Source organism: Paraburkholderia sp. JHI2823 (genome assembly GCF_038900695.1).
Lineage (GTDB): Bacteria > Pseudomonadota > Gammaproteobacteria > Burkholderiales > Burkholderiaceae > Paraburkholderia > Paraburkholderia mimosarum.
In genome coordinates this window covers 134,067-157,345 of sequence record NZ_JAYMRY010000007.1, presented here as the reverse complement: position 1 = coordinate 157,345, position 23,279 = coordinate 134,067, and the positions used below count along the sequence as shown (strand labels likewise).

At 66.1% G+C, this 23,279-nt stretch carries 19 protein-coding genes; 13 read left to right on the top strand and 6 right to left on the bottom strand.

Annotation, left to right across the window (positions count from 1 at the left end):
- Positions 1–48 precede the first annotated feature (48 nt).
- Positions 49–552 carry a pyridoxamine 5'-phosphate oxidase family protein gene (locus VSR34_RS10970; RefSeq protein WP_342962487.1) on the top strand — a complete coding sequence of 168 codons (504 nt, stop codon included), beginning with the start codon at positions 49–51 and terminating at the stop codon, positions 550–552.
- A gap of 158 nt (positions 553–710) precedes the next feature.
- Complete coding sequence (locus tag VSR34_RS10965; protein ID WP_028211292.1) at positions 711–1,514, top strand: FRG domain-containing protein; 804 nt, start codon at positions 711–713, stop codon at positions 1,512–1,514.
- Positions 1,515–1,532: 18 nt separating this feature from the next.
- Here VSR34_RS10965 and VSR34_RS10960 read toward each other — a convergent pair whose 3' ends face one another.
- Entirely contained in the window at positions 1,533–1,829 is a 297-nt protein-coding gene (locus tag VSR34_RS10960; RefSeq protein WP_028230218.1) for a YciI family protein, read from the bottom strand.
- A gap of 45 nt (positions 1,830–1,874) precedes the next feature.
- The gene (locus VSR34_RS10955) at positions 1,875–2,462 is read right to left on the bottom strand and encodes an NUDIX domain-containing protein (protein WP_028230219.1); all 588 of its coding nucleotides are present in this window, start codon (positions 2,460–2,462) and stop codon (positions 1,875–1,877) included.
- A gap of 90 nt (positions 2,463–2,552) precedes the next feature.
- Between VSR34_RS10955 and VSR34_RS10950 the strand changes: the two genes are divergently transcribed.
- The 3 genes from VSR34_RS10950 (at position 2,553) to VSR34_RS10940 (ending at position 4,989) form a co-directional block, all read left to right on the top strand.
- On the top strand, positions 2,553–3,308 hold the full coding sequence (locus VSR34_RS10950) for a DeoR/GlpR family DNA-binding transcription regulator (protein WP_342962486.1): 756 nt from the start codon (positions 2,553–2,555) through the stop codon (positions 3,306–3,308).
- 145 nt (positions 3,309–3,453) lie between these two features.
- The gene (locus tag VSR34_RS10945) at positions 3,454–4,479 is read left to right on the top strand and encodes a helix-turn-helix domain-containing protein (protein WP_342962485.1); all 1,026 of its coding nucleotides are present in this window, start codon (positions 3,454–3,456) and stop codon (positions 4,477–4,479) included.
- 159 nt (positions 4,480–4,638) lie between these two features.
- The gene (locus VSR34_RS10940; RefSeq protein WP_342962484.1) at positions 4,639–4,989 is read left to right on the top strand and encodes a hypothetical protein; all 351 of its coding nucleotides are present in this window, start codon (positions 4,639–4,641) and stop codon (positions 4,987–4,989) included.
- Positions 4,990–5,088: 99 nt separating this feature from the next.
- Here VSR34_RS10940 and VSR34_RS10935 read toward each other — a convergent pair whose 3' ends face one another.
- The 3 genes from VSR34_RS10935 to VSR34_RS10925 form a co-directional block, all read right to left on the bottom strand.
- On the bottom strand, positions 5,089–6,636 hold the full coding sequence (locus tag VSR34_RS10935; RefSeq protein ID WP_342962483.1) for a methyl-accepting chemotaxis protein: 1,548 nt from the start codon (positions 6,634–6,636) through the stop codon (positions 5,089–5,091).
- 301 nt (positions 6,637–6,937) lie between these two features.
- Positions 6,938–7,207, bottom strand: a complete 270-nt coding sequence (locus VSR34_RS10930; RefSeq protein ID WP_028211298.1) for a hypothetical protein — start codon at positions 7,205–7,207, stop codon at positions 6,938–6,940.
- 716 nt (positions 7,208–7,923) lie between these two features.
- Complete coding sequence (locus tag VSR34_RS10925; protein ID WP_244145290.1) at positions 7,924–8,382, bottom strand: PRC-barrel domain-containing protein; 459 nt, start codon at positions 8,380–8,382, stop codon at positions 7,924–7,926.
- 553 nt (positions 8,383–8,935) lie between these two features.
- Here VSR34_RS10925 and VSR34_RS10920 point away from each other — a divergent pair.
- The gene (locus VSR34_RS10920) at positions 8,936–10,885 is read left to right on the top strand and encodes a PAS domain S-box protein (RefSeq protein WP_342962482.1); all 1,950 of its coding nucleotides are present in this window, start codon (positions 8,936–8,938) and stop codon (positions 10,883–10,885) included.
- A gap of 189 nt (positions 10,886–11,074) precedes the next feature.
- Here VSR34_RS10920 and glgX read toward each other — a convergent pair whose 3' ends face one another.
- Positions 11,075–13,252 (bottom strand): glycogen debranching protein GlgX, encoded by a 2,178-nt coding sequence (gene glgX, locus VSR34_RS10915; RefSeq protein WP_028211299.1) that lies wholly within the window; start codon positions 13,250–13,252, stop codon positions 11,075–11,077.
- A 260-nt stretch (positions 13,253–13,512) separates the two neighbouring features.
- On the opposite strand from glgX, the gene eat reads away from it, so the two are divergent.
- From eat to VSR34_RS10880, 7 genes are all read left to right on the top strand, one after another.
- Positions 13,513–14,946 (top strand): ethanolamine permease, encoded by a 1,434-nt coding sequence (gene eat / locus VSR34_RS10910; protein ID WP_036044331.1) that lies wholly within the window; start codon positions 13,513–13,515, stop codon positions 14,944–14,946.
- Between the two features lie 27 nt (positions 14,947–14,973).
- On the top strand, positions 14,974–16,371 hold the full coding sequence (locus VSR34_RS10905; protein WP_028230222.1) for an ethanolamine ammonia-lyase subunit EutB: 1,398 nt from the start codon (positions 14,974–14,976) through the stop codon (positions 16,369–16,371).
- Positions 16,368–17,159: an ethanolamine ammonia-lyase subunit EutC gene (eutC, locus tag VSR34_RS10900; protein ID WP_342962481.1), complete on the top strand. Its 792-nt coding sequence runs from the start codon at positions 16,368–16,370 to the stop codon at positions 17,157–17,159. The genes VSR34_RS10905 and eutC overlap by 4 nt, the downstream gene beginning before the upstream one ends.
- A gap of 229 nt (positions 17,160–17,388) precedes the next feature.
- Positions 17,389–18,423 (top strand): helix-turn-helix domain-containing protein, encoded by a 1,035-nt coding sequence (locus VSR34_RS10895; RefSeq protein WP_342962480.1) that lies wholly within the window; start codon positions 17,389–17,391, stop codon positions 18,421–18,423.
- Positions 18,424–18,676: 253 nt separating this feature from the next.
- The gene (locus tag VSR34_RS10890) at positions 18,677–21,205 is read left to right on the top strand and encodes an EAL domain-containing protein (protein ID WP_028211304.1); all 2,529 of its coding nucleotides are present in this window, start codon (positions 18,677–18,679) and stop codon (positions 21,203–21,205) included.
- A 47-nt stretch (positions 21,206–21,252) separates the two neighbouring features.
- On the top strand, positions 21,253–21,561 hold the full coding sequence (locus VSR34_RS10885; RefSeq protein ID WP_154671151.1) for a hypothetical protein: 309 nt from the start codon (positions 21,253–21,255) through the stop codon (positions 21,559–21,561).
- A gap of 15 nt (positions 21,562–21,576) precedes the next feature.
- Positions 21,577–23,235, top strand: a complete 1,659-nt coding sequence (locus tag VSR34_RS10880) for a methyl-accepting chemotaxis protein (RefSeq protein ID WP_342962479.1) — start codon at positions 21,577–21,579, stop codon at positions 23,233–23,235.
- The last annotated feature ends 44 nt before the right edge of the window (positions 23,236–23,279 follow it).

The following is a 23,279-nucleotide window of genomic DNA, read 5'->3' as shown; positions in this document are numbered from 1 at the left end:
CGCTACGGTCCAATCTGAGCCGGTAACGACGCACGCAAGGAACGCCCCATGCAACAGAATGAATCTGCCCCCGCGCCTGGGCACTCCGCTTCGGCCGCGCAACTGCCCGCGGCGATCGTGCGCGAATTCGACGGCGACCACCTCGAAGCGCGCACGACCGCTGCGGTCCGTCTTTCGACCGTGAGCGAGGACGGCTGGCCGCACGCCGCGCAACTGAGCGCGGGCGAAATCCTGGCCGTGAACGCCGCTACGCTGCTCATCGCGGTCTGGCCGCAGTCGAACACCACCCGCAACCTCGCGCGCGACGGCCGCCTCACGCTCTCGCTCGCGCATGACGGCGCGCTGCTGGAAATCCGCGCGCGGGCGCATGCGGTGGCGCAGCCGCAGACGGCGCCCGAACTGAGCGTGTTTCGCGTGGAAATCGAATCCGTCACCGAGCATCGCGCGAAGTATGCCGAAGTGCTGAGCGGCGTGACGTTCCGGCTCTACGAGCCCGAGCGCGTGCTGGCGCGCTGGCGCGAGCAGATCGCAATGCTGCGCGCGCTCGCGTGAGTTGGCAGCAAGGCGGCTGAAAGCCTTCGTGATGTTGTCATCGTCGATGTGCTAGCGTGTTCCGCGGGGCGCGCGCCTGGTGCGGCCCCCTACACCGGGAGCCTCGCGCGAAGCGGGCGCCAACCGCAAACGCCCACGTCAACTCACACGCAACGACGATGCAGACCACGGTACTCACAGACTGGCAGCAGTTCATGGCGCTGACGACGCAGCTGGACGGCTGGGCCTTTCGCGGCCAGCTGAACGCGCAGTGGCACCTCGAAAGCTCGCTCACGCGCTATATGCGCGACTACGTGGGCGACCGGCTGCAGTGGCGGCAGCGCGAGGAGCGCGCCATTCGCGTATTTCGCCGCAAGGCGCACAACTTTCTCGCGCATCCGGAACTGCTCAAGGACGACCTGCGCTGTCTCGCGCTCATGCAGCACCATGGCGCCCCCACGCGGCTGCTCGATTTCACCAAGAGCCCGTTCGTCGCGGCCTTTTTCGCGCTGGAGCGCGCAACCGGCGACGCCGCCGTCTACGCACTGAACACGCCCGCGCTCTGGAACAATCGCGCGCTGCCGAAGCACAATCCCACGCTCACGCGCGACGTGATCGACCCGCGTGTGCACGACAACTTCGAACGCTACTTCTTTAGCAACACGAACGAAATTCTCTGGTCGGGCGAGCCTACGGAGATGGACGACCGTCTCGTCGCGCAATCGGGCACCTTCGTCGTGCCGGGCGTGATCGACAAGCCTCTGCAGGCGATTCTCGAAGGCTACGAGAGCCACGAGGAACTGCTGCACAAAATCGTGCTGCCCGCGCGCATCCGCATGGATGCGATGAAGTGGCTCTATCGCATGAACATCACGAATGCGTCGCTGTTTCCTGGGCTCGACGGGCTTGCGCGATCCATCGCCGTGGAACTGGAAATCGTGTGGTCGGGCATGATGGCGCCGGTTGCGGGCTCATCGAACTGAGCAGCCCGCATCGGCGTTTTATGGCGTTTCGGCGCGAGGCAGATTGAGGCCGGGCGCGAGCCGCGTCGCCTTGAATTCCGTAACCGCATAGGTGGCGAGCCCTTGCTGCGCGAAGGGATCGGCGGCGAGCAGCGCGTCGAGCCGCTCGCGCGGCATGTGCGAGGCGATGATGATGCCGCCGTCACGCGGCATTTTCGGGCCGGCGGCGATGAAGTTGCCGGCTTCGAACTGCGCGTCGAGATACGCGCGATGAGCGGGCAGGGCGTCGTCGATGCGTTCGAGCGTAGCCGTATAGGTCAGCGAGACGATGTACATGAGCGTTTCGAGGTGAGGAAGTCAAACCGGGCAAAGGGCTCCATGTTACCGCGCGAAGCCGGAAAGCGCCGCATGCTGGAGTAGCATGATCGTCTTGCCGTCCACGATCTCGCCGCGCTCGATCATGCTCAGCGCTTCGTCGAGCGGCACTTCCACCACTTCCAGATCCTCGCCTTCTTCCTCCACGCCGCCGCCCGCGCCGGGCCGCTCGGCGGGATCGTATTCGCCCAGGTAGAAGTACAGCTTTTCCGTCACGGAGCCCGGGCTCATATACGCCTCGAACACCTTGCGCAACTTGCGCACGCGATAGCCGGTCTCTTCCTCGACTTCCGCGCGAATGCGCTCGTCGGGCGCGGCGTCGTCGAGCAGGCCGCCCGGCGTCTCGATCATCATGCCGTCGTGTCCGTTGACGAACGTCGGCATGCGAAATTGCCGCGTGAGCACGACGTTGCCGCTTTTCGGGTCGTGCAGCAGGATGGTCGCGCCGTTGCCGCGGTCGTAGGTTTCCCGGCTCTGGCGTTGCCACGTGCCGTTGCTGCGCAGGAAGTCGAACGTCACCTTCCTGAGTACATACCAGTCGTCGGACAGCACGGCGGTTTCGATCATTCGCACGCGGTCTCGGGTCGCAGTCATTTCGTTCCTCCTTCGACGTCCGGTATTCATGGTATCGTGCATTTTCGTGCAAAATCAAGAAAATTCGTGCAGACACCCACGCCACGCCCCATGCTCACAGACCAGAGAAAGAAAGCCATCCTCGACGCGCTCAAGCGCGACGGCCAGGTGCTAGCCGGCGAACTCAGCGCAACGTTCGGCGTTTCGGAAGACACGGTGCGGCGCGATTTGCGGGAACTCGCTGCGGAAGGCCTGCTTCAGCGCGTGCATGGCGGCGCGCTGCCGGCTTCGCCGGCGGTGGCGCCCATTGCCCAGCGCCGCGGCATGGAGGTGGCTGCCAAGCGGCGCATCGCGCAAAAGGCGGCGGACATGATCGCGCCGGGGCAAGTGGTGATCGTCGACGGCGGGACGACTTCTGCGCTTCTGGTCGAGTGCCTGCCCGCCGATTTGCAGGTGACCATCGTGACGCATAGCCCCGGCATCGCGGTCGCGCTGGCCGAACATCCGGCCATCGAGGTCGTGCTGATCGGCGGCAAGCTGTACAAGCATTCGGTGGTCACGGTCGGCGCGGCGGCCGTGGAGGCGATCGCGCATATTCACGCGGACCTTTACTTCATGGGCGTGACCGGCGTGCATGCACAAGCAGGGCTCAGCACCGGCGACTTCGAGGAATCCTATGTGAAACGTGCGCTCGCGGCGCGTGCCGCGGAAACGGTCGTGCTGGCCTCGGCCGCCAAGCTCAACGCGGCGTCGCCGTACTGCATCGGTCCCATCGGCATGGCGCAGACCGTGGTGGTCGAGCGCTCGACGGACGCGAAGCTGACCGAGCCGATCGAGGCGGCGGGTGTGACGGTCGTGCGTGCATGAACGCGCGTCGTGAACGGCGTGCATTGCCGCCTGCGGACAAAACGCGTGCCCCAGCGAAATTCCGCCGCAGCCCGCCCTAAAGAATTTCCGCACGCAACCGATATCGTAGTTGTCGAGTCGAGGATTTCCGTCACCGGAGTGGCCCATGAGCGACACGCAGAACTCTCTGCCGCATTCCGAATTCGATACCCGTGTCTTGCCGCCAGACCAGCAATTTTCTGCGTGGCGCGACGCGGTGAGCGTCATTTTCGATACGCAGACCGCCGACTCGCGCGACGCCGGCTTCGAGACCAGCGTGAGCGGCTACCTGGTCGGCGACGTGGTGCTGGGTTCGATTCAGACGGGCGCGCAGCGTTACGATCGCTCGAATGCGAAGATCGGACGCGACGGCCACGATCAATACGTTTTGCAGTTCTACCTAAGCGGCCATTGCCGCGTGCGCGACGGCGGTTCTGAATCGTGCACGCAGCCGGGCGACATGTTTATCGTGGATGCCGCCCAGCCGCTGGCGACCCAAACCACGCGCAGCGAATTTCTGAACCTGGCGGTGCCGCGGCGTTTGCTCGCGCCGCTGCTGAAAGCGCCCGACCAGCAGAGCATGCGCGTCATTCGCGGCAACGATCCCACGGTCGCACTGCTGCGCGAGCATTTGGGCGCGCTGTATCGCCACGCCCCGCAGATGACGCTCGCGAACGCCCAGGCGGTCATGCCCGCCACGCTTCAGCTTGCCGCCTCCGTGCTGAACGCGAGCGTGAGCCCCGAGCACGTGCCCGCGGTTCAGCAGTGTGCATTCGTGTCGATTTGCCGTTATGTGGAGAAGCGCCTGAGCGACCCGCAATTGAGCGTGGAGGAGGTCGCGCGTGCGTTCGACATCTCGCGCGCCACGCTCTACCGGCTCTTCGAGCAGGAGGGCGGTTTCGCGACCTACGTGCGCGAGCGGCGCCTGCGGCGCTGCCGAGAAATGCTCGCAGACCCGGCGCGCCGGAACCTGTCGATTGCCGACATCGCGGCCACCTATGGTTTCGCCGACGCCGCGAACTTCGCACGCGCGTTCCGCCGCTCGATCGGCCTTTCGCCGCGCGCCGTGCGCATGCTGGCAATGAACGGCGCCGCGCAGGGCGGCGAGACCGCCAGCGACGACTGGCGCTACTGGATGGCGTTGATGCGTTAGCGCAAGTAACGGGGTTCCTGCAATCGACGTGTGAGACAAAACAACAACTTTTTGAGACATAGCGACAGATTACGTTGTCGCGCACGTCATTTCATTGCCCCGTAACAGGTCACCTGCAAAGATGCAAACGCATGCCGGATCCAGGCTTACGGGGAAATCATGAAAAAGAACCTGAGAAAGGCGCGCCAAGGCGGCCTCTACTATTACGAATCGATGTATGCGCTCGAACTCGCTCGCGGCGCGTCGCATATCGCCAGCATGCTTTCCGCAGCGACTCAGGAAGCCGGCGTGCAGGAAGTGCTTCAAGAGTTCGCGGTTACGCACGGCACCGCCGCGCTGGACCCGTTTTGCTGTCTGCTGGCCGAACGGCTCGAAAAGCGCGGTTGCGCGGCAGGCGCAAAAAAGGCCAGTGACTTCGATACGTCCGGCCTCGCGCGTGAGTTGACGCGCGCGGGCCTCAGGGAAACGCTGTATGAATGGCCGGTATGGGCAGGCGCAAAGTCGGCCTGAGGGATGCGGCCCATGGCGGGGCACGCTTTCCCGCCTTCATGGCGTTTCCCCGCTGTCAGCGCCAACGGAGGCGGCCGGTTGCCGGCGCCTCGAATGCGGTCAGTGCGCGAGCCGGAACGCCCCCACGGCATCGCGCAGCGAATCGGCCTGCTCGCTGAGCGCCATGGCGGCCGCGGCCGCTTCTTCCACCAGCGCTGCGTTCTGCTGCGAGACCTGATCCATCTGCGAAACGGCGAGATTCACCTGTTCGATGCCGTCGCGCTGTTCTTCCGAAGCGTTTGCGATCTCGCGCACGATGGTCGTCACCCGTCCGATCGACTCGCCGATCTCGTTCATCGTCTCGCCCGCCGAGCGCACGTACTGCGAGCCCGACGAAACGTGCTCGACCGATTCCGCAATCAGCGTCTTGATCTCTTTCGCGGCAGCGGCGGAGCGCTGCGCGAGCGAGCGCACTTCGCTCGCGACCACGGCGAAGCCGCGGCCTTGTTCGCCCGCACGCGCGGCTTCCACGGCGGCATTGAGCGCGAGAATGTTGGTCTGAAAAGCAATGCCCTCGATGATGCCGGTGATATCCGCGATTTTCTGCGAGCTGCCGTCGATGCGCTCCATCGTCTGCACCGCATTGCTCACGACCTGCGCGCCGCGATTGGCGACTTCCTGCGCGCTGTTGGCGAGCGTCTGCGCGGTGCGTGCGTTCTCGGCGTTCTGCTTGACCGTGGCCGTGAGCTGCTCCATGCTCGCGGCCGTTTGCTCGAGCGAGGCGGCCTGCTCTTCGGTGCGCTGCGAAAGGTCGTCGTTGCCGGCGGCAATCTGGCGCGTCGCCGTGGCGATGGATTCCGAGCTGTGTGTGACCTTGCGCACCGTTTGCGCGAGCGCATCCTGCATCGCCTTGAGGCTGGTCACCAGGCGGCCCATTTCGTCGCTGGAACGCGCCTGGAGCTGCGCGGTGAGGTCGCCGCCCGCAATGCGCTGCAGCGCGCCCTGCACGTAATCGAGCGGCGCGGCAATCGCGCGGTGCAGGCCCACGGCGCACACACCCGCCACCGCGAGGCCGAGCACGATCAGCGCGATACTGCCCGTACGCAGCCACGAATAGCGCTCCTGCGCGCGGTCGAACGCCTGCTCCCCGTGCGCCTTCTGCCATGCTTCGAGCGCAGTCGAAGCCTTGGTCAGCGCGACCGAGAGCGGCGGAATGCGCTTCATCGCGATGTCGTCCTGGCCCTGGCGATCGCCTTGCCTGATCGCGGTCATGAGCGGCTGGATACCTTGCTCCAGCATGCCGGTGAGGGCGGCCTGCACGCCGTCGGCGAGCGCCTGTTCCTCCGGGGCGTGGGGCAGCGAGCGGTAGACTTCCCATGCGGTATTCGAGGTGGCGAGGTAGTTTTGCGCTTTCTCGAGCAACGGCTGTACATCGGGCGCGTCGGGATGCAGGAGGATGCGGTCGAGCGTCGTGCGCGCGATCGTGAGATGCAGGTTCGCCTTGCCGATGTTGATGGCGGCGGCGAGCTGGTTCGAATACGCGTAGCCGAGCGCGGTATTGGTGCGCGACATGCCCGCAAGGCCGGAAACGCCGGCTGCCACGATCAGCAAGGCCAGAATCCCGACCGCGATGCGCAGACGGACAGAGATAGAGAGTCGTGCAAACACGAAAAGGCTCCAGAAACTCGAGGGGCAACGTTGCAGGACAAGTTGAAGGGCTTTACGCGCCACGCGGCAACGCACTGAACACGTTTACGGCGCGCCGCGAGAGAACTGAAGGCGGGGCGGGGGTGTCCCGCAATCGAGGCCTACCCTGACATGCGGGGCGACGCGTGAACGGCAAGACGCCCGGAATCGCGGGGCGGTCTGGGCGCATTGGCCGAGTGTCAGCGCACCGTGATAGCGAAAAAATGATTCGGATTCCTGCGCAAGGCGGCAGTATTCATCGACGCGGTGGCCGAGGTCGGCGTCAACTGCGGCCCGAATGCCCGAAGCGCTTGAGCGCCAGCACACACAGCGTCGGCAGGTGCACGAGGCCCATGCCGCAGGCGATCACCGCCCATGGCGGCGCAATCGTTCCCGAGAGCATTGCGCTGACGATGCCGAAGCCGAGACCGGAGAGCAATAGCACGGCGTGGGCGACGATCCGCTTGGGGCCTCGGGCCGTGAAGCGCGGAATATTCGCGTGAACATAGACCACGATCAGTAAGGCGATGGTGGCGACTGCGGGAAACAGCATGTACGAGTCCTCGAATCCAGTGACGATGACGGAAGCCGGGCTTCTCTGGCGAGCGCCCCTCGCCGGGCGCTATCAACGTCTTCGACTGTAGTGGAGGATCGTCCTCGCGTCGATGGCTGCCGGTTCGGGCAGGCCAATGTTGTCTAGCACCAAACGACGCTATCGTACGCAACGGTGCGACGGTAAACGTTCTTCCCGCGCCAGCTGGAAAACTCCATATACGCGCATTCCAGCACCAGTATCCAGTTCGTGACCCGCATCACTGCCCCCGTGTTCCGCAGTTGCCCTTTTTGACAGCTGAACCAGTCTATGCCTCGCAGGCCACGGCCAATGGCGCGAGCAGGGTGCGATATCGCGTTCAGTTCGCCGCATTGGTGTAACGGCTGCTGCGTGGCGCGTGCACGAAAGCTAACGTGGAGCGCGAGGCCGCGACGGCGTTGCCCATTGCGCGTGCGGTGAGTCGAGTGTCCTTTCGCCGGGCGGCGCCATCGCTGGCGCTCAAAGGCGTGACTGTCCGCGATCCAGATTCAAATCGGTGTCAGATCATAAGATGGGTGTTGATGCCTGGATACGCGGTTCGGCCACTGGCGGATCGCGGCCGGTACGTTACGCTCTGCGCGAACACAGCACGGAGAAGCACAGGCCGGGCGCTCGCCCGGCCCAGCGACCGGCCCCGAACGCCAGCCTGTCGTTCTTGCTGGTCGCGGCAACGCGCGTCAGTGACGCGGCGTCACGGGTTCGACCTCTGCCCAGTACGGCTCGGCGCCGTAATACTCGTGCAGCGTCCTGCCCCAACTCGCGTCGGCCATGGAGGGCCAGCTGTCGCGGTCGAAACCGGGCGCTTCCTTCACGCGCTCGGACGACACATTGAGCAGGAAACACTTGCGGCTCGTGTCGAGCATGAGCGCGCCCCAGGGAATGGCGAGCAGCTTGTCCCCGATGCCGAGAAAGCCGCCGCTGGACATCACCACATAGGCCACCCTGCCGCTCTGCACGTCGAGCATGATTTCCTTGATCCTGCCGACTTCCTGGCCGTCCGAGCTGAGTACGCGGTCGCTATCGAGCGTGCTGGCCGCCATCACGTCGGGGCCCGGCCCCGCGGCGCTCACGCGGCCCTTGCCGATGATGCGCGCACCATTGCGCGTCGGCATGGGGGGAGGGGTGAAAGTCGGCATGATGGTCTCCTTATGGAATATGGAGGGAACAGCGCGTTGAGTCAGGCCAGACTCCCGACGATTCCCATGTCAGCCTGAAGGCGATGCCGCAGCGGTTCTGGCCGCCTCCGGCCAGATGCAGCAAGCCGCGTACCGCAAATTGCCGATGCGTGCCGGCGTACATCGGCGAAGCGTTGTTTCAAGCGCGAGGGCTCGTCGATGCGTCGGATTCGGCATGCCACGCCGATGCCACCCGAAAGCTAAACATGTAGTTCGGATCGCGAATCGATTGGGCGCGCGACCGTTCCCCCTGGAGCGCGTTAGAGCCGCGCATACAGCACGCGCGCAAATGCCGGCACGGGCGATGATTGGCGAAGCCCATCGTTTACCGAACGTTCGTGCATTGAATTGTTGTTCCGGCTCGCGTGAAATCCTGTTTCAGGAGCCTTGCGCGCAGCGCCAGCTCGGCACATCTGCGAACTTCAGTTTTTGCGTGGCGCAGCCGTAAACCCCGGTGAGGCGCGCCGGTGCGGGAAGCGCCACGCAACGTATCCGCCCTCGCGATGCCTACACCATGATCACAGCTCCGCTTCCTCTGGACGAGGACGTGCGCCTTCGGGCGCTCCGGCAACTCGACATACTCGATACCGACCCCGAAGACGCCTTCGACCGCATCTCGCGGCTCGCTGCCTTTGCGTTCGGCGTGCCGATCGTGCTGATCTCGCTCGTGGACGAAGACCGCCAGTGGTTCAAGTCCCATTACGGACTGGCCGCCTGCGAAACGCCGCGCAGCGTGTCGTTCTGCGCCCACGCGGTCCTGAGCAAGCGCATGCTCGTGGTCGAGGACGCGCTCGAAGACGAGCGCTTTCTCGACAATCCGCTCGTCACGTGCGCACCGAACATCCGCTTCTACGCGGGCTCGCCGCTGCGCCTGCCCGATGCCCAGGTGGTCGGCACGCTGTGTCTCATCGACTCGAAGCCGCGTAGCTTCGACGCGCGCGAGGCCGCCATGCTGGCAGACTTCGCGCAGCTCGTCGAGCGCGAGCTGGAGTTGCGTCAGCAACTGGTCCGCTCACGCACGGCCCACGAACGCGATCGCCGCTCGCTTGCCATCAGCGAGGCGCGCTTTCGGACCGTGTTCGAGCAAACGCCGATCGGCAAGGCCGTGGTCGATCTCGACGGCCGCTTTCTCGACGTGAACCAGAAGTTCACGGAAATCATCGGCTACGAGGAGATCGAGCTGCGCCGGCGCACCTTCGCCTCGATCACGCACCCGGCCGATGTCGCCGCCGATCTCGTTCAGGTGGCCGAACTGCTCGCGGGCCGCCAGGCCACGTATGCGATGGAAAAGCGCTACCTGCGGCCCGACGGCCGGACAGTGTGGGTCAACCTCGCGGTGTCGCTCGTGCGCGACGTGTCGGGCACCCCGCTGCATTTCATCGCGGCGGTGCAGGACATCACGAGCCGCAAGAAGAGCGAGGAGGCGCTGCGCAACTATCACATCGAACTCGAAGCGCGCGTGCGCGAACGCACGGCGGAACTGCGGCGCAGCCGCGACGCGCTGCAGATCATCACCGACAATCTGCCCGCGCTGGTTGCCGTGGTCGATCGCGACCTCCGCTACCAGTTCAACAACGAGACGTACAGGCGCGTGTTCGATACGGACCCCGCCGCATTGCGCGGGCGCAGCCTGAGCGAGACGCTGCCCCCCGACGTGTTCGAGCGGTTGCAGCCATTCTTCGCGCGCGCACTGAGCGGCGAACGCGTGACTTGCGACGAGGTGCGCTATCGGGCCGACGTCGACCAGGTGTGGTCGGTCACCTACATTCCGGTGCGGCGCGACGGCCAGGTGACGGGTTTCTACGTCATGGCGCATGACGTCACCGAGCAGCACCGCACCGAGCGGCGCCTGCGCGAGCGGGCGCTGGTCGACCCGCTCACCGGGCTCGCGAACCGGCGCGCGCTGCAGGACGCGCTGCGCGAGTTGCGCGCGAGCGGTGAGCCGTTCGCGCTCTTTTTCATGGATATGGACGGCTTCAAGGCGGTCAACGACCGCTACGGCCACGACGTGGGCGACAGCTTGCTCAAGGAGATCGGGCGCAGGCTCGTCGCGACGGTGCGCTCGGGCGACGTGGTGAGCCGCCTGGGTGGCGATGAGTTCGTCGTGGCGAGCCGAGGCGTGATGGACGCACGCACCGGCGAACGCATCGCGGCGGCCATTTGCCGTGAGGTGTCGAAGGCGTTCGTCGTCGGGGGGCGCGTGATCGAGACCAGCGCGAGCGTGGGTGTGGTGCTGACCGGCGCCGGAGGGGCGGCGGGCGTCGTGGACGCCGCCAGCGCGGTGCTGGCGGCCGAGGGCGAGGAAAGGACAGAAGTCCAGGCGGAAGCCCAGGTCGAGCCCAGGACGCGGGCCGACGACCCGCTGTGTCTTGCCGATGCCGCGATGTACGAGGCGAAACGCGCGGGGCGCAATACCTGGCGGATGGCGGCGAACGCGAAGGTGATCGCGCGAGTGGGGGCGTGACGTCGCACGCGGCGTTTTTATGTGACCAATCGGATTGCCGCTAGCGCTAAGCGGGCGGCAAGGGGGCAGCGATATCGCGGTAAGGATCGTTGATCCCTCCCAGGTTGTGCAACTAACCGCCTACCCCGCCACGCGCTGCGCAACGGACCGGCGACGATGCCGCCAGTCCGCAGTCCAGTTGGGCAATGCTCATCCCGTGAGATTTTCTTCGAGCCGCTGAAACACGCGCTGCGTCGCGCCGCGCGCCTGGAGAGCGAACAGCAGCAGCGAACGGCCCGTCACCTGGTACATGTCACCCGCTTCGAATTCGGGCAACTCGTCGCGCACGGGCATGTTCGTATCGATGAGGCAGCTCCACTGATCGTGGCCGGGCACGGAAGGCAGCGTGAATTCCACCACGTCGTGATACGCGTTGAGCACGATGAGCATGGTCGCGTCCGAAGCGAGACGCATGATGCCGCTCGTTTGCGAGCGCCCATCGATCAGCATGCCGAAGCAACGCATCGCGGGATCGTCCCATTGCCCGGTCTCGAGCGGCACGCCCGCGGGAGAGAGCCATTCGACGTCGGTCACGTCGAGCGTGGCGTTGTGCTCGCCGATGAGAAAGCGGTTGCGCCGCAATACCGGCAGCGCATGGCGCAGAGCCGTGAGCTTGCGCACGAAGTCGGCGAGCGCGCGGCCGGCGTCGTCGATGCCCGCCCAGTCCACCCAGCTCACCTCGTTGTCCTGACAGTACGCGTTGTTGTTGCCCAACTGCGTGCGGCCGAACTCGTCGCCGGCGAGCAGCATCGGCGTACCTTGCGAGAGCAGCAGCGTCGCGAGGAAGTTACGCTTCTGGCGCTCGCGCAGCGCGCGGATTTCGGGGTCGTCGGTCGGGCCTTCCGCACCGCAATTCCACGAAAGGTTGTCGCCGTGGCCGTCGCGGTTGTCTTCGCCGTTGGCTTCGTTGTGGCGCTCGTTGTACGAAACGAGGTCGTTCAGCGTGAAGCCATCGTGCGCGGTGACGAAGTTCACGCTCGCCCACGGCCGGCGTCCGCGCCGGTTGAAACTGTCGCCCGAGGCGCACAGGCGCGTGGCGAGGTCGGCTGCCTTGCCTTCGTCGCCTTTCCACCAGGCGCGCGTGGTGTCGCGAAAGCGGTCGTTCCATTCGGCCCATCCGGGCGGAAAGCGGCCCACCTGGTAGCCGCCCGGGCCGCAGTCCCATGGCTCGGCAATCAGCTTCACGCTTGCGAGTATCGGGTCCTGGCGGCAGCTGTCGAGAAAGCCGCCGCCCTCGTCGAAGCCGTAGGGCTCGCGGCCGAGGATCGTCGCGAGGTCGAAGCGAAAGCCATCCACGCCCATTTCGAGCACCCAGTAGCGCAGGCTGTCGGTGACCATCTGCAGCACGCGCGGGTGCGAGAGATTGAGCGTGTTGCCGGTGCCCGTGTCGTTGATGTAGTAGCGCCTTTCGTCTGGCAATCTGTAGTACGAAGCATTGTCGATGCCGCGAAACGAGAGCGTCGGGCCCAGCTCACTGCCCTCGGCCGTGTGATTGTAGACGACGTCGAGTATCACTTCGAGCCCGGCCTGGTGGAAGCGGTCCACCATGTTCTTGAATTCGTCGATCGAGCCGTACGCGCCCACCGAATAGCGCGGGTCCGGCGCGAAGAAGCCGATCGTGTTGTAGCCCCAGTAGTTCGTGAGGCCCCGTTCGAGCAGATGCGAATCGTTCACGAAGGTATGCACCGGCATCAGTTCGACGGTCGTGACGCCGAGCCCGCGGATGTATTCCAGCACCGGCGTTTGCGCAAGGCCCGCGAACGTGCCGCGCTCCTCGTGCGACACCTCGGGGTGGCGGATCGTGTAGCCGCGCACATGCGTTTCGTAGAGAATGGTGCGCTCTCGCGGCACGCGCTCGCGCAGCGGGTGATGCCAGGTGAAGCCCTGATCGACCACGCGGCAGCGCGGCACGTAGCGCGCGCTGTCGCGTGTGTCGAACGAGAGGTCGGCATCCGGGCTGCCGATCGTGTAGCCGAACACGGCCGGGTGCCAGCGCAGCGTGCCCACGTGCGCCTTCGCATAAGGGTCGAGCAGCAGCTTGTGTGGATTGAAGCGATGGCCGGCGTGCGGCTCGTAGGGCCCATGCACGCGATACCCGTAGATCGCGCCCGGTTCGAGGTCCGGGAGGTACACGTGCCATACCTCGTCGGTGTATTCGGGCAGCGCGATGCGTTCGAGTTCGCGCCGCCCTGTTTTGTCGAAGAGGCACAGTTCGACTTTCGATGCGTTCGCGGAGAAGAGCGCGAAGTTGACGCCGCGGCCGTTCCAGGTGGCGCCAAGCGGAAAAGGCTGTCCTTCTACGATGCGGGTGGCGGTTTTCTTCGTCATGGGCTCGTAAATTTTGGGCGCGGTGGCGCGCGTGTGCATTGCGGTTGCGCGGGGGGCTTACATCAAGCAAGCAGCGTTCCCGCGCGTTCCCGATACCGCGAGCGTCACGGGCGCAACAACGTAGCATACGCCCCAGCCCTTGCTGCACCGCATTCAAGGTTTGCCGATTTTCGATAACGCACCGATTAATGACCCAATAGCATGGTTCCACTCACCGGAGGTGGCCAGTGGCCGGCCGCCCGGTTCATCCAGGGGGAACGATGCAACGCGAGTCGAACGCACATGCCGCGGCGGCCAAGAATTCAATCGCCAGGGCAGCAGGCCAGTCGGCCGCGCCGGCGCTCAATCAAACGCTCGGCACATGGCAGTTATGGGGCATCGCAGTCGGCCTCGTGATTTCCGGCGAATATTTTGGCTGGAGCTATGGGTGGGCCAGCGCCGGCACACTCGGCTTCGTCGTCACCGCGCTTTTCGTCGCGGCGATGTACACGACCTTCATCTTCAGCTTCACCGAACTCACCACTTCCATTCCTCACGCGGGCGGTCCGTTTGCCTACGCGCGCCGCGCGTTCGGGCCCACGGGCGGCTATCTCGCTGGCGCAGCCACGCTGGTCGAGTTCGTGTTCGCGCCGCCCGCCATCGCGCTCGCGATCGGCGCCTACCTGCACGTCCAGTTTCCCGGCCTCGAGCCCAAACATGCGGCCATGGGCGCGTATCTCGTGTTCATGGCGCTCAATATCGTCGGCGTGCAGATCGCCGCGACCTTCGAGCTGATCGTCACGCTGCTGGCCATTTTCGAACTGCTCGTGTTCATGGGCGTGGTGTCGCCGGGCTTCGCATGGAGCCATTTCCTGAAGGGCGGCTGGTCGGGCAACGATCACTTTTCGCTCGGCTCGTTTCATGGCATGTTCGCCGCCATTCCGTTCGCCATCTGGTTCTTCCTTGCGATCGAGGGCGTCGCCATGGCCGCCGAGGAAGCGAAGAACCCGCGCCGCTCGATTCCCATCGCCTATGTGGCCGGCATTCTCACGCTCGTCGCGCTGGCCGTGGGCGTGATGGTGTTCGCTGGCGGTGCGGGCGACTGGACCAAACTCGCCAATATCAACGACCCGCTTCCGCAGGCCATGAAATTCATCGTGGGCGAGCATAGCGGCTGGATGCACATGCTGGTGTGGCTGGGCCTCTTCGGTCTCGTTGCCTCGTTTCACGGCATCATCCTCGGCTACTCGCGGCAGATCTTCGCGCTGGCTCGCGAAGGCTATCTGCCCGCATGGCTCGCGAAGATCCACCCGCGCTTCAAGACGCCGTATCGCGCGATTCTCGCGGGCGGCGTGGTGGGCATCGCCGCGATCTACAGCGACGAGCTGATCCAGTTCGGCGGCCAGACGCTCACGGCCAACATCGTCACGATGTCGGTATTCGGCGCGATCGTGATGTACATTGTCAGCATGGCGGCGCTCTTCAAGCTGCGCCGCGTGCAGCCGGCCATGGAGCGGCCGTTCCGCGCCCCCCTGTACCCGTATTTCCCGGCGTTTGCGCTCGTGGCGGCGCTGGTTTGCCTTGCGACGATGGTGTATTTCAATGGGCTCGTCGCGGGCGTGTTCGTCGTGTTCCTCGCGCTCGGCTACGGCTATTTCCTCGCCACGCGCGCCCAGCGCGACGCCATGCCGGGCGAGGCGCTGCTCGAAGAGTGACTGGCAGGATTTGCAGGAGTCCAATGCATGAGCTTTACGGAGACGATCGGCGCGCGCACCTACCGCTTCGCGGACCTCAAGACGCTGCTCGCGAAGGCGAGCCCGCTGCGCTCCGGCGACCAGCTGGCGGGCGTGGCGGCGGCGAGCGAGGAGGAGCGCGTGGCCGCGAAAATGGCGCTGGCCGCCGTGCCCCTCAAGGCGTTTATCGACGAAGCGCTGATTCCCTACGAGGACGACGAGGTCACGCGGCTCATCGTGGACGATCACGACGCGGCGGCGTTCTCGGCCGTCGCGCACCTCACGGTGGGCGACTTTCGCGACTGGCTGCTGTCGGGCGCGGCGAGCACCGAAGCGCTCGAACGCCTGGCCCCGGGGCTCACGCCCGAGATGGTCGCGGCGGTGTCGAAGCTCATGCGCAACCAGGACCTGATCGCCGTCGCGAGAAAGCGCCCCGTGGTCACGCGCTTTCGCAACACCGTGGGGCTGCCCGGCCGCATGTCCGTGCGCTTGCAGCCGAACCATCCCACCGACGACGTGAAGGGCATCGCCGCCTCGATGCTCGACGGCCTGATGTACGGCTGCGGCGACGCGATGATCGGTATCAATCCGGCGACGGACAGCCTTGCGGCCATCGTGAAGCTGCTGACGATGATCGACGGTTTCCGCGAGCGCTACCGCGTGCCCACGCAGTCCTGCGTGCTCACGCACGTCACCAGCACGATCGCGGCAATCGAAAAAGGCGCGCCCGTCGATCTCGTCTTCCAGTCGATTGCGGGCACTCAGAAAGCGAACGCGAGCTTCGGTATTTCGCTGGCGCTTCTGAAGGAAGCGCGCGAGGCGGCGCTTTCGCTCAGGCGCGGCACGGTCGGCGATAACCTCATGTACTTCGAGACGGGGCAGGGCAGCGCGCTCTCGGCGAACGCGCACCACGGCGTGGACCAGCAAACGTGCGAAGTGCGCGCCTATGCGGTCGCGCGCAAGTTCGAGCCGTTTCTCGTCAATACCGTGGTGGGCTTCATCGGCCCCGAGTACTTGTACGATGGGAAGCAGATCATCCGCGCGGGTCTCGAAGACCACTTCTGCGGCAAGCTGCTGGGCGTGCCGATGGGTTGCGACATCTGCTACACGAATCACGCTGAAGCCGACCAGGACGACATGGACACGCTGCTCACGTTGCTGGGCGCGGCAGGCATCAATTTCATCATGGGCATTCCGGGCGCCGACGACGTGATGCTCAACTATCAGAGCACCTCGTTTCACGACGCGCTCTACGTGCGCGACCTGCTGGGCCTGCGCCGCGCGCCGGAGTTCGAGGAGTGGCTGGAGACGATGGGCATCGTCGATGCGAAAGGCGCACTGTTGCCGGGCTCGCCGCGTGTGCCGCTGCTCGCGGGCGCGCACGAATGGATGGGGATCGACGCATGAGCGACGCCGTCGAAAAGAACCCGTGGGGCGGGCTCAAGGCGTTCACGAACGCGCGCATTGCGCTCGGGCGCGCGGGCAACGGCCTGCCCACCGCGCCGCTTCTTGCCTTCAATCTCTCGCACGCGCAGGCGCGCGACGCCGTGCATCACCCGCTCGACGCCGAAGCCCTGCGACGTACGCTCGAAGCCGAGGGCTTCGCCACGCTGGGCGTGGAAAGCGCGGCGCCTGACCGGCAGCATTATTTGCGCAGGCCGGACCTGGGGCGGCGCTTGTCGGAGGCGAGCCGCGCTGCGCTGGGCGAAGCCGCGGCGGCGTTGCCGGGCGGCGAATCGCCCGAAGTCGTGTTCGTGATCGGCGACGGGCTTTCGGCGTTCGCCGCCGCAAAACAGGCCGTGCCGCTCCTGCTCGCCGTGCGCGAGCGTCTTGCGGACTGGCGCATCGGCCCCGTGGTCGTCGCACGCCAGGCTCGCGTGGCGCTTGGCGACGAGATCGGCGAACTGCTGGGCGCGAAACTGGTGGCGATGCTGATCGGCGAGCGACCGGGGCTCAGTTCGCCCGATAGCCTGGGGGTCTATCTCACCTACGCGCCCAAGGTGGGCTGCCATGATGCGCAGCGCAACTGCATCTCGAACGTGCGGCCTGAAGGCCTGCCCTATGAGTCGGCCGCGCACAAGCTCCATTACCTGCTCACGCATGCGCGGCGGCTCTGCCTGACTGGCGTCGGCCTCAAGGACGATAGCGACCCCACGTTGCCCGGGAGCGGCGGCACGCCTATCGCGTCGGCGTGAGCCACGTCATGCGGCAGGCATCGCCGTCGTCCACGCTCGGCACGCGGTGCACCACCGTGGTGCGTCGCGCCGCGTGCGCAACGCGATCGATCATGACTGCGATAGCCCGTTGCGCCGCCATGGAGCGGCGCGGCGCCCACAACTGGCCGTTCCGCAGGCTGTTCGGGCTGGTGCGGCTCTTGCATCATTCGATATTCGATTGAGCAAGCGTGTGCTGGGAGACAACACAATGAACGCAATCGCTGAGCGGACTGAAGCCACAGCCGAGGACACCCAACGCAACGCCCAGGGCGCCGCCGCTCCTGCTGGCCGGCCCGTGGTGAGCGTCGCGCACGACGCGGACGAACAGGCGCGCAATCTCGTGGGCTGGCGGCAGACCTACGATCAGCTCGCGGCGGGCCGCTTTGTCGGCACGCTCACGGAGTTGCCGCTCGACACCATGAAGGTGTTTCGCGAGACCACGAGCCACACGTTGCGCCAGGGGTGCGAAGTGCGCGGCGACGCTTACTGGTTCGGCATACCCGTCGCGCGCGAAGGCCACGCGCGTATCGACGCGCAGCCCATCGCGGCAGATTCGTTCGCGCTGCGTCCCGGCAACGTCGAGTTCGAACTGCTCACGCCGGCGCAATTCTCGATCTACGGCGTGGTCGTGCGCGCCGATGCGCTGCGCCACTATGCGGCTTGCGTCGAGCGCATGCCGCTCGAAGCGATTCTGCCGCGCGCGCCCATCGTGCAGGCCGGAGCGGCGAGGCTGCAGGGCCTCTGCGCGCTCCTTGGCAGATATCTGGACGACGACGGCGCCAATTCACATCCCCACGCGCCGAACGGCCCGCTTTCGGATATGGAGCGCAACGAGGTGCAGGCCGAAGTGCTCGCCGCATTGTTCGACGTCTGCGCGTGCAGCGGTGAGCCGGTGGTCGAATCCCCGTCGCGCCGCCGCTGGATCGTGGCACAGGCGCGCGACTACGTGCTCGCCCATCGCGCGCGGCCGGTCGGCGTGCCCGAGCTGTGCGAGCAACTCCACGTGAGCCGCCGCACGCTCCAGTATTGCTTTCAGGACGTGCTCGGCATGGCGCCCGCCGCTTATTTGCGCGTGCTGCGCCTGAACGGCGCGCGGCGCGACCTGTGCGGACGGGTAGCGGGTTCGGTGCAGGACGTCGCAGCCGCCTGGGGCTTCTGGCATCTGAGCCAGTTCGCCAGCGACTACCGGCGCATGTTCGGCATGCGGCCTTCCGAGGCGCTGCGCGGTGCGGACGGGTGCTGATCCGGCGCGCAGCCTGCCCGATTAATCGTCACATCTATCACAAGCAACTGGCGACCGATTCGCCTCCCTGGTGTCGTCCCCGCACGACAACTCATTGGTCCCCGTACACAATTTCGTCCGCACGCTGCACCTCGCAAACGTTTGCGCTCCCGATCGCGGTAAGACCGTTGATTTTTGTCAATTGACCACCCGACGCCCGCTGCTAGCTTTCCGCTATCTCACAAAGACAAAGCAGTGCGGTTCGGGGCGCAACATGCAACACCTCACGCTGGACCTGGAAATCGGGCAGCTACTTTCTGGGCCGCCGCTTGCGTGCGGCCCTGACGTGCCGGTACGCGAAGCGGCGCGCATGATGAGCGAGCGGCGCTATAGCGCCATCGTGATTACCGAAATGGGGCGGCCGATCGGCATCTGGACCGAGCACGACGCGCTGGCGCTCGGCGAAGACGCCGCCGCGCTCTCGCTGCCCATTCGCCACGCGATGAGTCACCCGGTGCGCGCGCTGCCTGCCAGCACGCGCCTGCGCGACGCCGCCCTGCGCTTCAAGCGCGAGGGCATACGCCACTGTCTCGTCGTGGACGGGTCGGGCCGCTCGCTGGGGATCGTCACGCAAACCGATCTGGTCATGAACCAGGGGCTCGAGTGCTTCCTGCGTCTGAAGACCGTCGGCTCGGTGAATGCCGCCATGCCGCTCGTGATCGACGCGCGCACGCCCATGCACGACGCCATGCAGCGCATGCGCGCGCGGCGCCTGAGCGCGCTGGTCGTCATCTACCCGGAAGGCGACTACGGCATCGTGACCGAGCGCGACGTGGTGCGCCTCGCGGCCAGCGGCGCGCTCGACGGCACCGTCGGCGCACGCGCGAGCCGGCCTTTGCGTTCGCTTTCGCATTCGCAAAGCCTGTATGCGGCGCGCCAGTATCTCGTCGAGCACCGTATGCGTCACGTGGGCGTGATCGGCGAAGACGGCAGTCTCGCGGGCCTGCTCGACCTTTCGCACATCCTGCACGACATCGAAGACGAATTCGTGCGCGAGCTGCAGACGGCGCTGCGCGAGCGCGACGACGCGCTGCTCGCCTCGCGCGCGAATCTGCGCCTCGCCGATCAGGTGGTGGAGTCGACGCTCGACGGCGTGATGATCACCGATCTCGATGGGACCATCGAGCGCGTGAATCCCGCTTTTACACGGCTCACCGGCTACACGGAGCAAGAGGCGCTCGGGCGCAATGCGAACCTGCTCAACTCGGGCCGCCAGGGTCCGGCTTTCTATAGCGCGCTCTGGCGCAGTCTCCGGCAAGACGGCCACTGGAAAGGCGAGATCTGGAACCGCCGCAAGGACGGCGCCATTTACCTCGAATACCTGACGATTTCCAGCATCTGCGACCCCAGCGGCCGGTGTACGCACTACGCCGCGATCTTTGCCGACATCACCCAGCGCCGCCAGAACGAAGAGCGCTTGAGCTATCTGGCGACGCACGACGCCTTGACGGGTCTGCCCAACCGCGCGCTCTTCACCGAGCGCCTCTCGCTTTCGCTCGCGCGCGCGCGGCGTTCGGGCAAGCGCGTCGCGGTGATGTTCCTCGACCTCGACCGCTTCAAGCTCATCAACGACACGATGGGCCATGGCGTGGGCGACGAGGCGCTCACCGTGATCGCCACGCGTTTGCGCGAAGCCGTACGCGACACCGATACGGTGGCGCGTCTGGGCGGCGACGAGTTCACGCTGCTGATCGAGGACATCGAAGACATTCGCCACGTCGGGCAGATCGCCCAGGGCTTGCTCGCGTGCGTGGGCGCGGCGATGCACATTGGCGAACAGCTCCTGTTCGTCACGCCGAGCATCGGCATCAGCATGTATCCCGACGATGCACACGATCCGCGGCAACTGCTGATGCAGGCCGACCGCGCGATGTACGAGGCCAAGGATGCGGGGAAGAACAACTTCCGCTTCTTCGCCGCGCCGATGACTTCCTCGGCGATGGAGCGCATCGTGCTCGAGAGCGAGTTGCATCATGCGCTGGAGGCCGGCGAAATCGTGCTCCACTATCAGCCGGAGTTCGACGTCGCAAGCGGCGCGCTCCTCAATATCGAGGCGCTCGTGCGCTGGCAGCATCCGCGCCGCGGTCTCGTGCCGCCCGATCAGTTCATTCCGATTGCCGAGGAATCCTCACTGATCGTGCCGCTCGGCGCATGGGTGTTGCGCGAGGCTTGCCGCCAGGCACGCGAGTGGCTGGACGAAGGTTTCGACTTCGGCCGCATCAGCGTCAATCTTTCGGCACGGCAATGCATGCACGACGGTTTTCTGCATCAAGTCACGACCATTCTGAGCGAAACCGGCTTGCCGGCCACGCGTCTGCAGCTCGAACTCGTGGAGAGCATGGCGATGACGTCGGGCCGCGGCGGCATCGAGGCGCTGCTCCAGGAACTGGCCGCGCGCGGCATCAGCCTCGCGATCGACGACTTCGGCACCGGTTATTCGTCGTTCAAGTATCTGCAGTCCCTGCCGGTCGACACGCTCAAGCTGGACCGCTCGTTCCTCGCGGATGTGGCTGCGCCGCCGCGTCTGATGCAGAACGCCGCGCGTGACCGCTCGATCGTGCGCGCGATCGTCGCAATGGCGCGCTCGCTTGGCGTGACGGTCGTGGCCGAAGGCGTCGAGACGCCTCGGCAACTCGAGTTTCTGCGCGAGATCGGTTGCGATCGCGCACAAGGTTTCCTGCTCGCGCGTCCCGCGCCGCCGGAGTTGATGCCGCGCGCACTCGAAGTGTGCGAGGCCGGTTGAAGGCCGCAATTTCCTTCTCCCTTTAGCCGACGTATCTGGAGATTTCCGTGAGCACCAGTGACGAGATGCTGCTGCATTCGATGACCGCGCTAGTCAGCGCACATGGCAAGGCCATTTCGCGCTTCGGCGCGAGCGTGGTGGTGATGACGAAGTTCGTCGAGGCGGTGTTGCCGCAACTGTCGGGGGCACAGGTCGAGCGCACGATTCAGGCGTTTCGCGCGCACGTCGGCGAAGCGATGGCCGTGGCCGACGACGTGCTGCTGCCCGGCGAGTACCGCGCCACGCTGATCGAACAGGCTAATGTGCTGCTGTCCCGGCTGGACAGCGACGCCGACGTAGTTCCATTGACGCCCTGAAGCAGGAAGAAGGCAATGCGTAATCTGACGATTCGAAAAGGGCTGCTGCTCGTGCTCTGCACGTTCGCGACGATGCTGATGCTGGGCGCGGCCGTAGGTGTCCTGATGATTGGCCGCGCCGACGACTCGGCGCGTTTCATCCACGAAGTGGCGCGTCAGGATGGGCTCGCGCTCGCCTTGCGCGAGGAGGCGGCGCTCGCGCAAACGGCGTTGGCGCGCGCCTATCAAGCCATGAAAGAGAACGGCGACGCCGCCGCGCGCGAGGCGGCGCAAAAGCAGGCGCTGCAGGACGCGCACGATCTCATCGAGCAGGCCGCGCAACGCGGCGCCGCGCTGCGCGCGAGCGCGCCGTTCGACGCCGAGGCGGCCCAGCAGCGCGACGCATTGCTCGGCGCCGCCCGCGCGCTTGACGATTCGCTGCAGCGCGCTTCCACGGCGCTGGCGGCGGGAGATACCGCGACCTACGCCGCGCTTGCGGCCGGCGATATCGCCAGCGCGAACACGCAGTTCTCCGCGACCGTGGCCGCCTTGCGCGCGAATGCCGATGCGCTCACGCGCGCGACGCTCGAACGCGGCGAGCGCGAGCACGACTGGGTGCTGGCGATGGTCGCCGTGGGGCTGCTGGGCGCGCTGGCGCTCGTCGTCGCGACCCATCTGGCGCTGCGCCGCCTCGTGACCGCGCCGCTTGCCGAGGCAGTCGAAGTGCTGAACCAGATTGCCGCAAACGATCTCGCGGTCCGCATAGAAGGTGGCGGGCGCAACGAAATCGGCCAGTTGCTGGGCGCCATGCGGCGCATGCAGCTCGGCCTGAGCCAGACAGTGCACAGCGTGCGGTCGAGCTGCGATGCGATCAATACGGGCGCACGCGAAATTGCCGCGGGCAATCTCGATCTGTCGAGCCGCACCGAACAGCAGTCGGCCTCGCTGGAGCAGACGGCGTCGAGCATGGAGCAGCTCACGTCGAGCGTGCGCCAGAACGCGCAGCACGCGAACGCCGCCAGCGCGCTGGCCACGGGTGCGGCCGAGGTCGCGCAGCGTGGCGGGCGCGTGGTCGAGCAGGTGATCGACACGATGGAGGCCATCAGCCGCAGCTCGGGCAAGATCGCTGACATCACGGGCATCATCGACGGCATAGCGTTCCAGACCAATATCCTCGCGCTCAACGCATCGGTCGAGGCCGCGCGCGCCGGCGAGCAGGGGCGCGGCTTCGCCGTTGTGGCGGGCGAGGTGCGCTCGCTCGCGCAGCGCTCGGCCGCAGCGGCTAAAGAGATCAAGACGCTGATCGACACCTCGGTGCACGACGTGCGCAACGGCCGGTCGCTCGTGGGGGAAGCCGGCGCCACGATGGCCGAAATCGTCGCCTCGGTGGACAAGGTGTCGGGCCTCATGAAGGAGATCGCCTCGGCCACCGTGGAGCAGAGCGCCGGCATCGAGCAGGTCGAGACGGCGGTGAGCCAGATGGATCAGGTGACGCAGCAGAACGCGGCGCTCGTGGAAGAGGCCGCCGCCGCCGCCGAGTCGCTCGAGCAGCAGGCGAGCCAGATGGCCGAGGCCGTGGCGACGTTCCGCCTGAGCGAGGCGGCGCTGGATACGTCGGCTGCGGCGCAGGCAGTCGTGCAGGCGATTTCCGGGGCAAGCGAGCCGCCCGTGCATGCAATGCCTGCGGCCGCGTGAGCTCTGACGCGGCTTGCCAATGCGGGAGCATGGGCAGCCGCAAG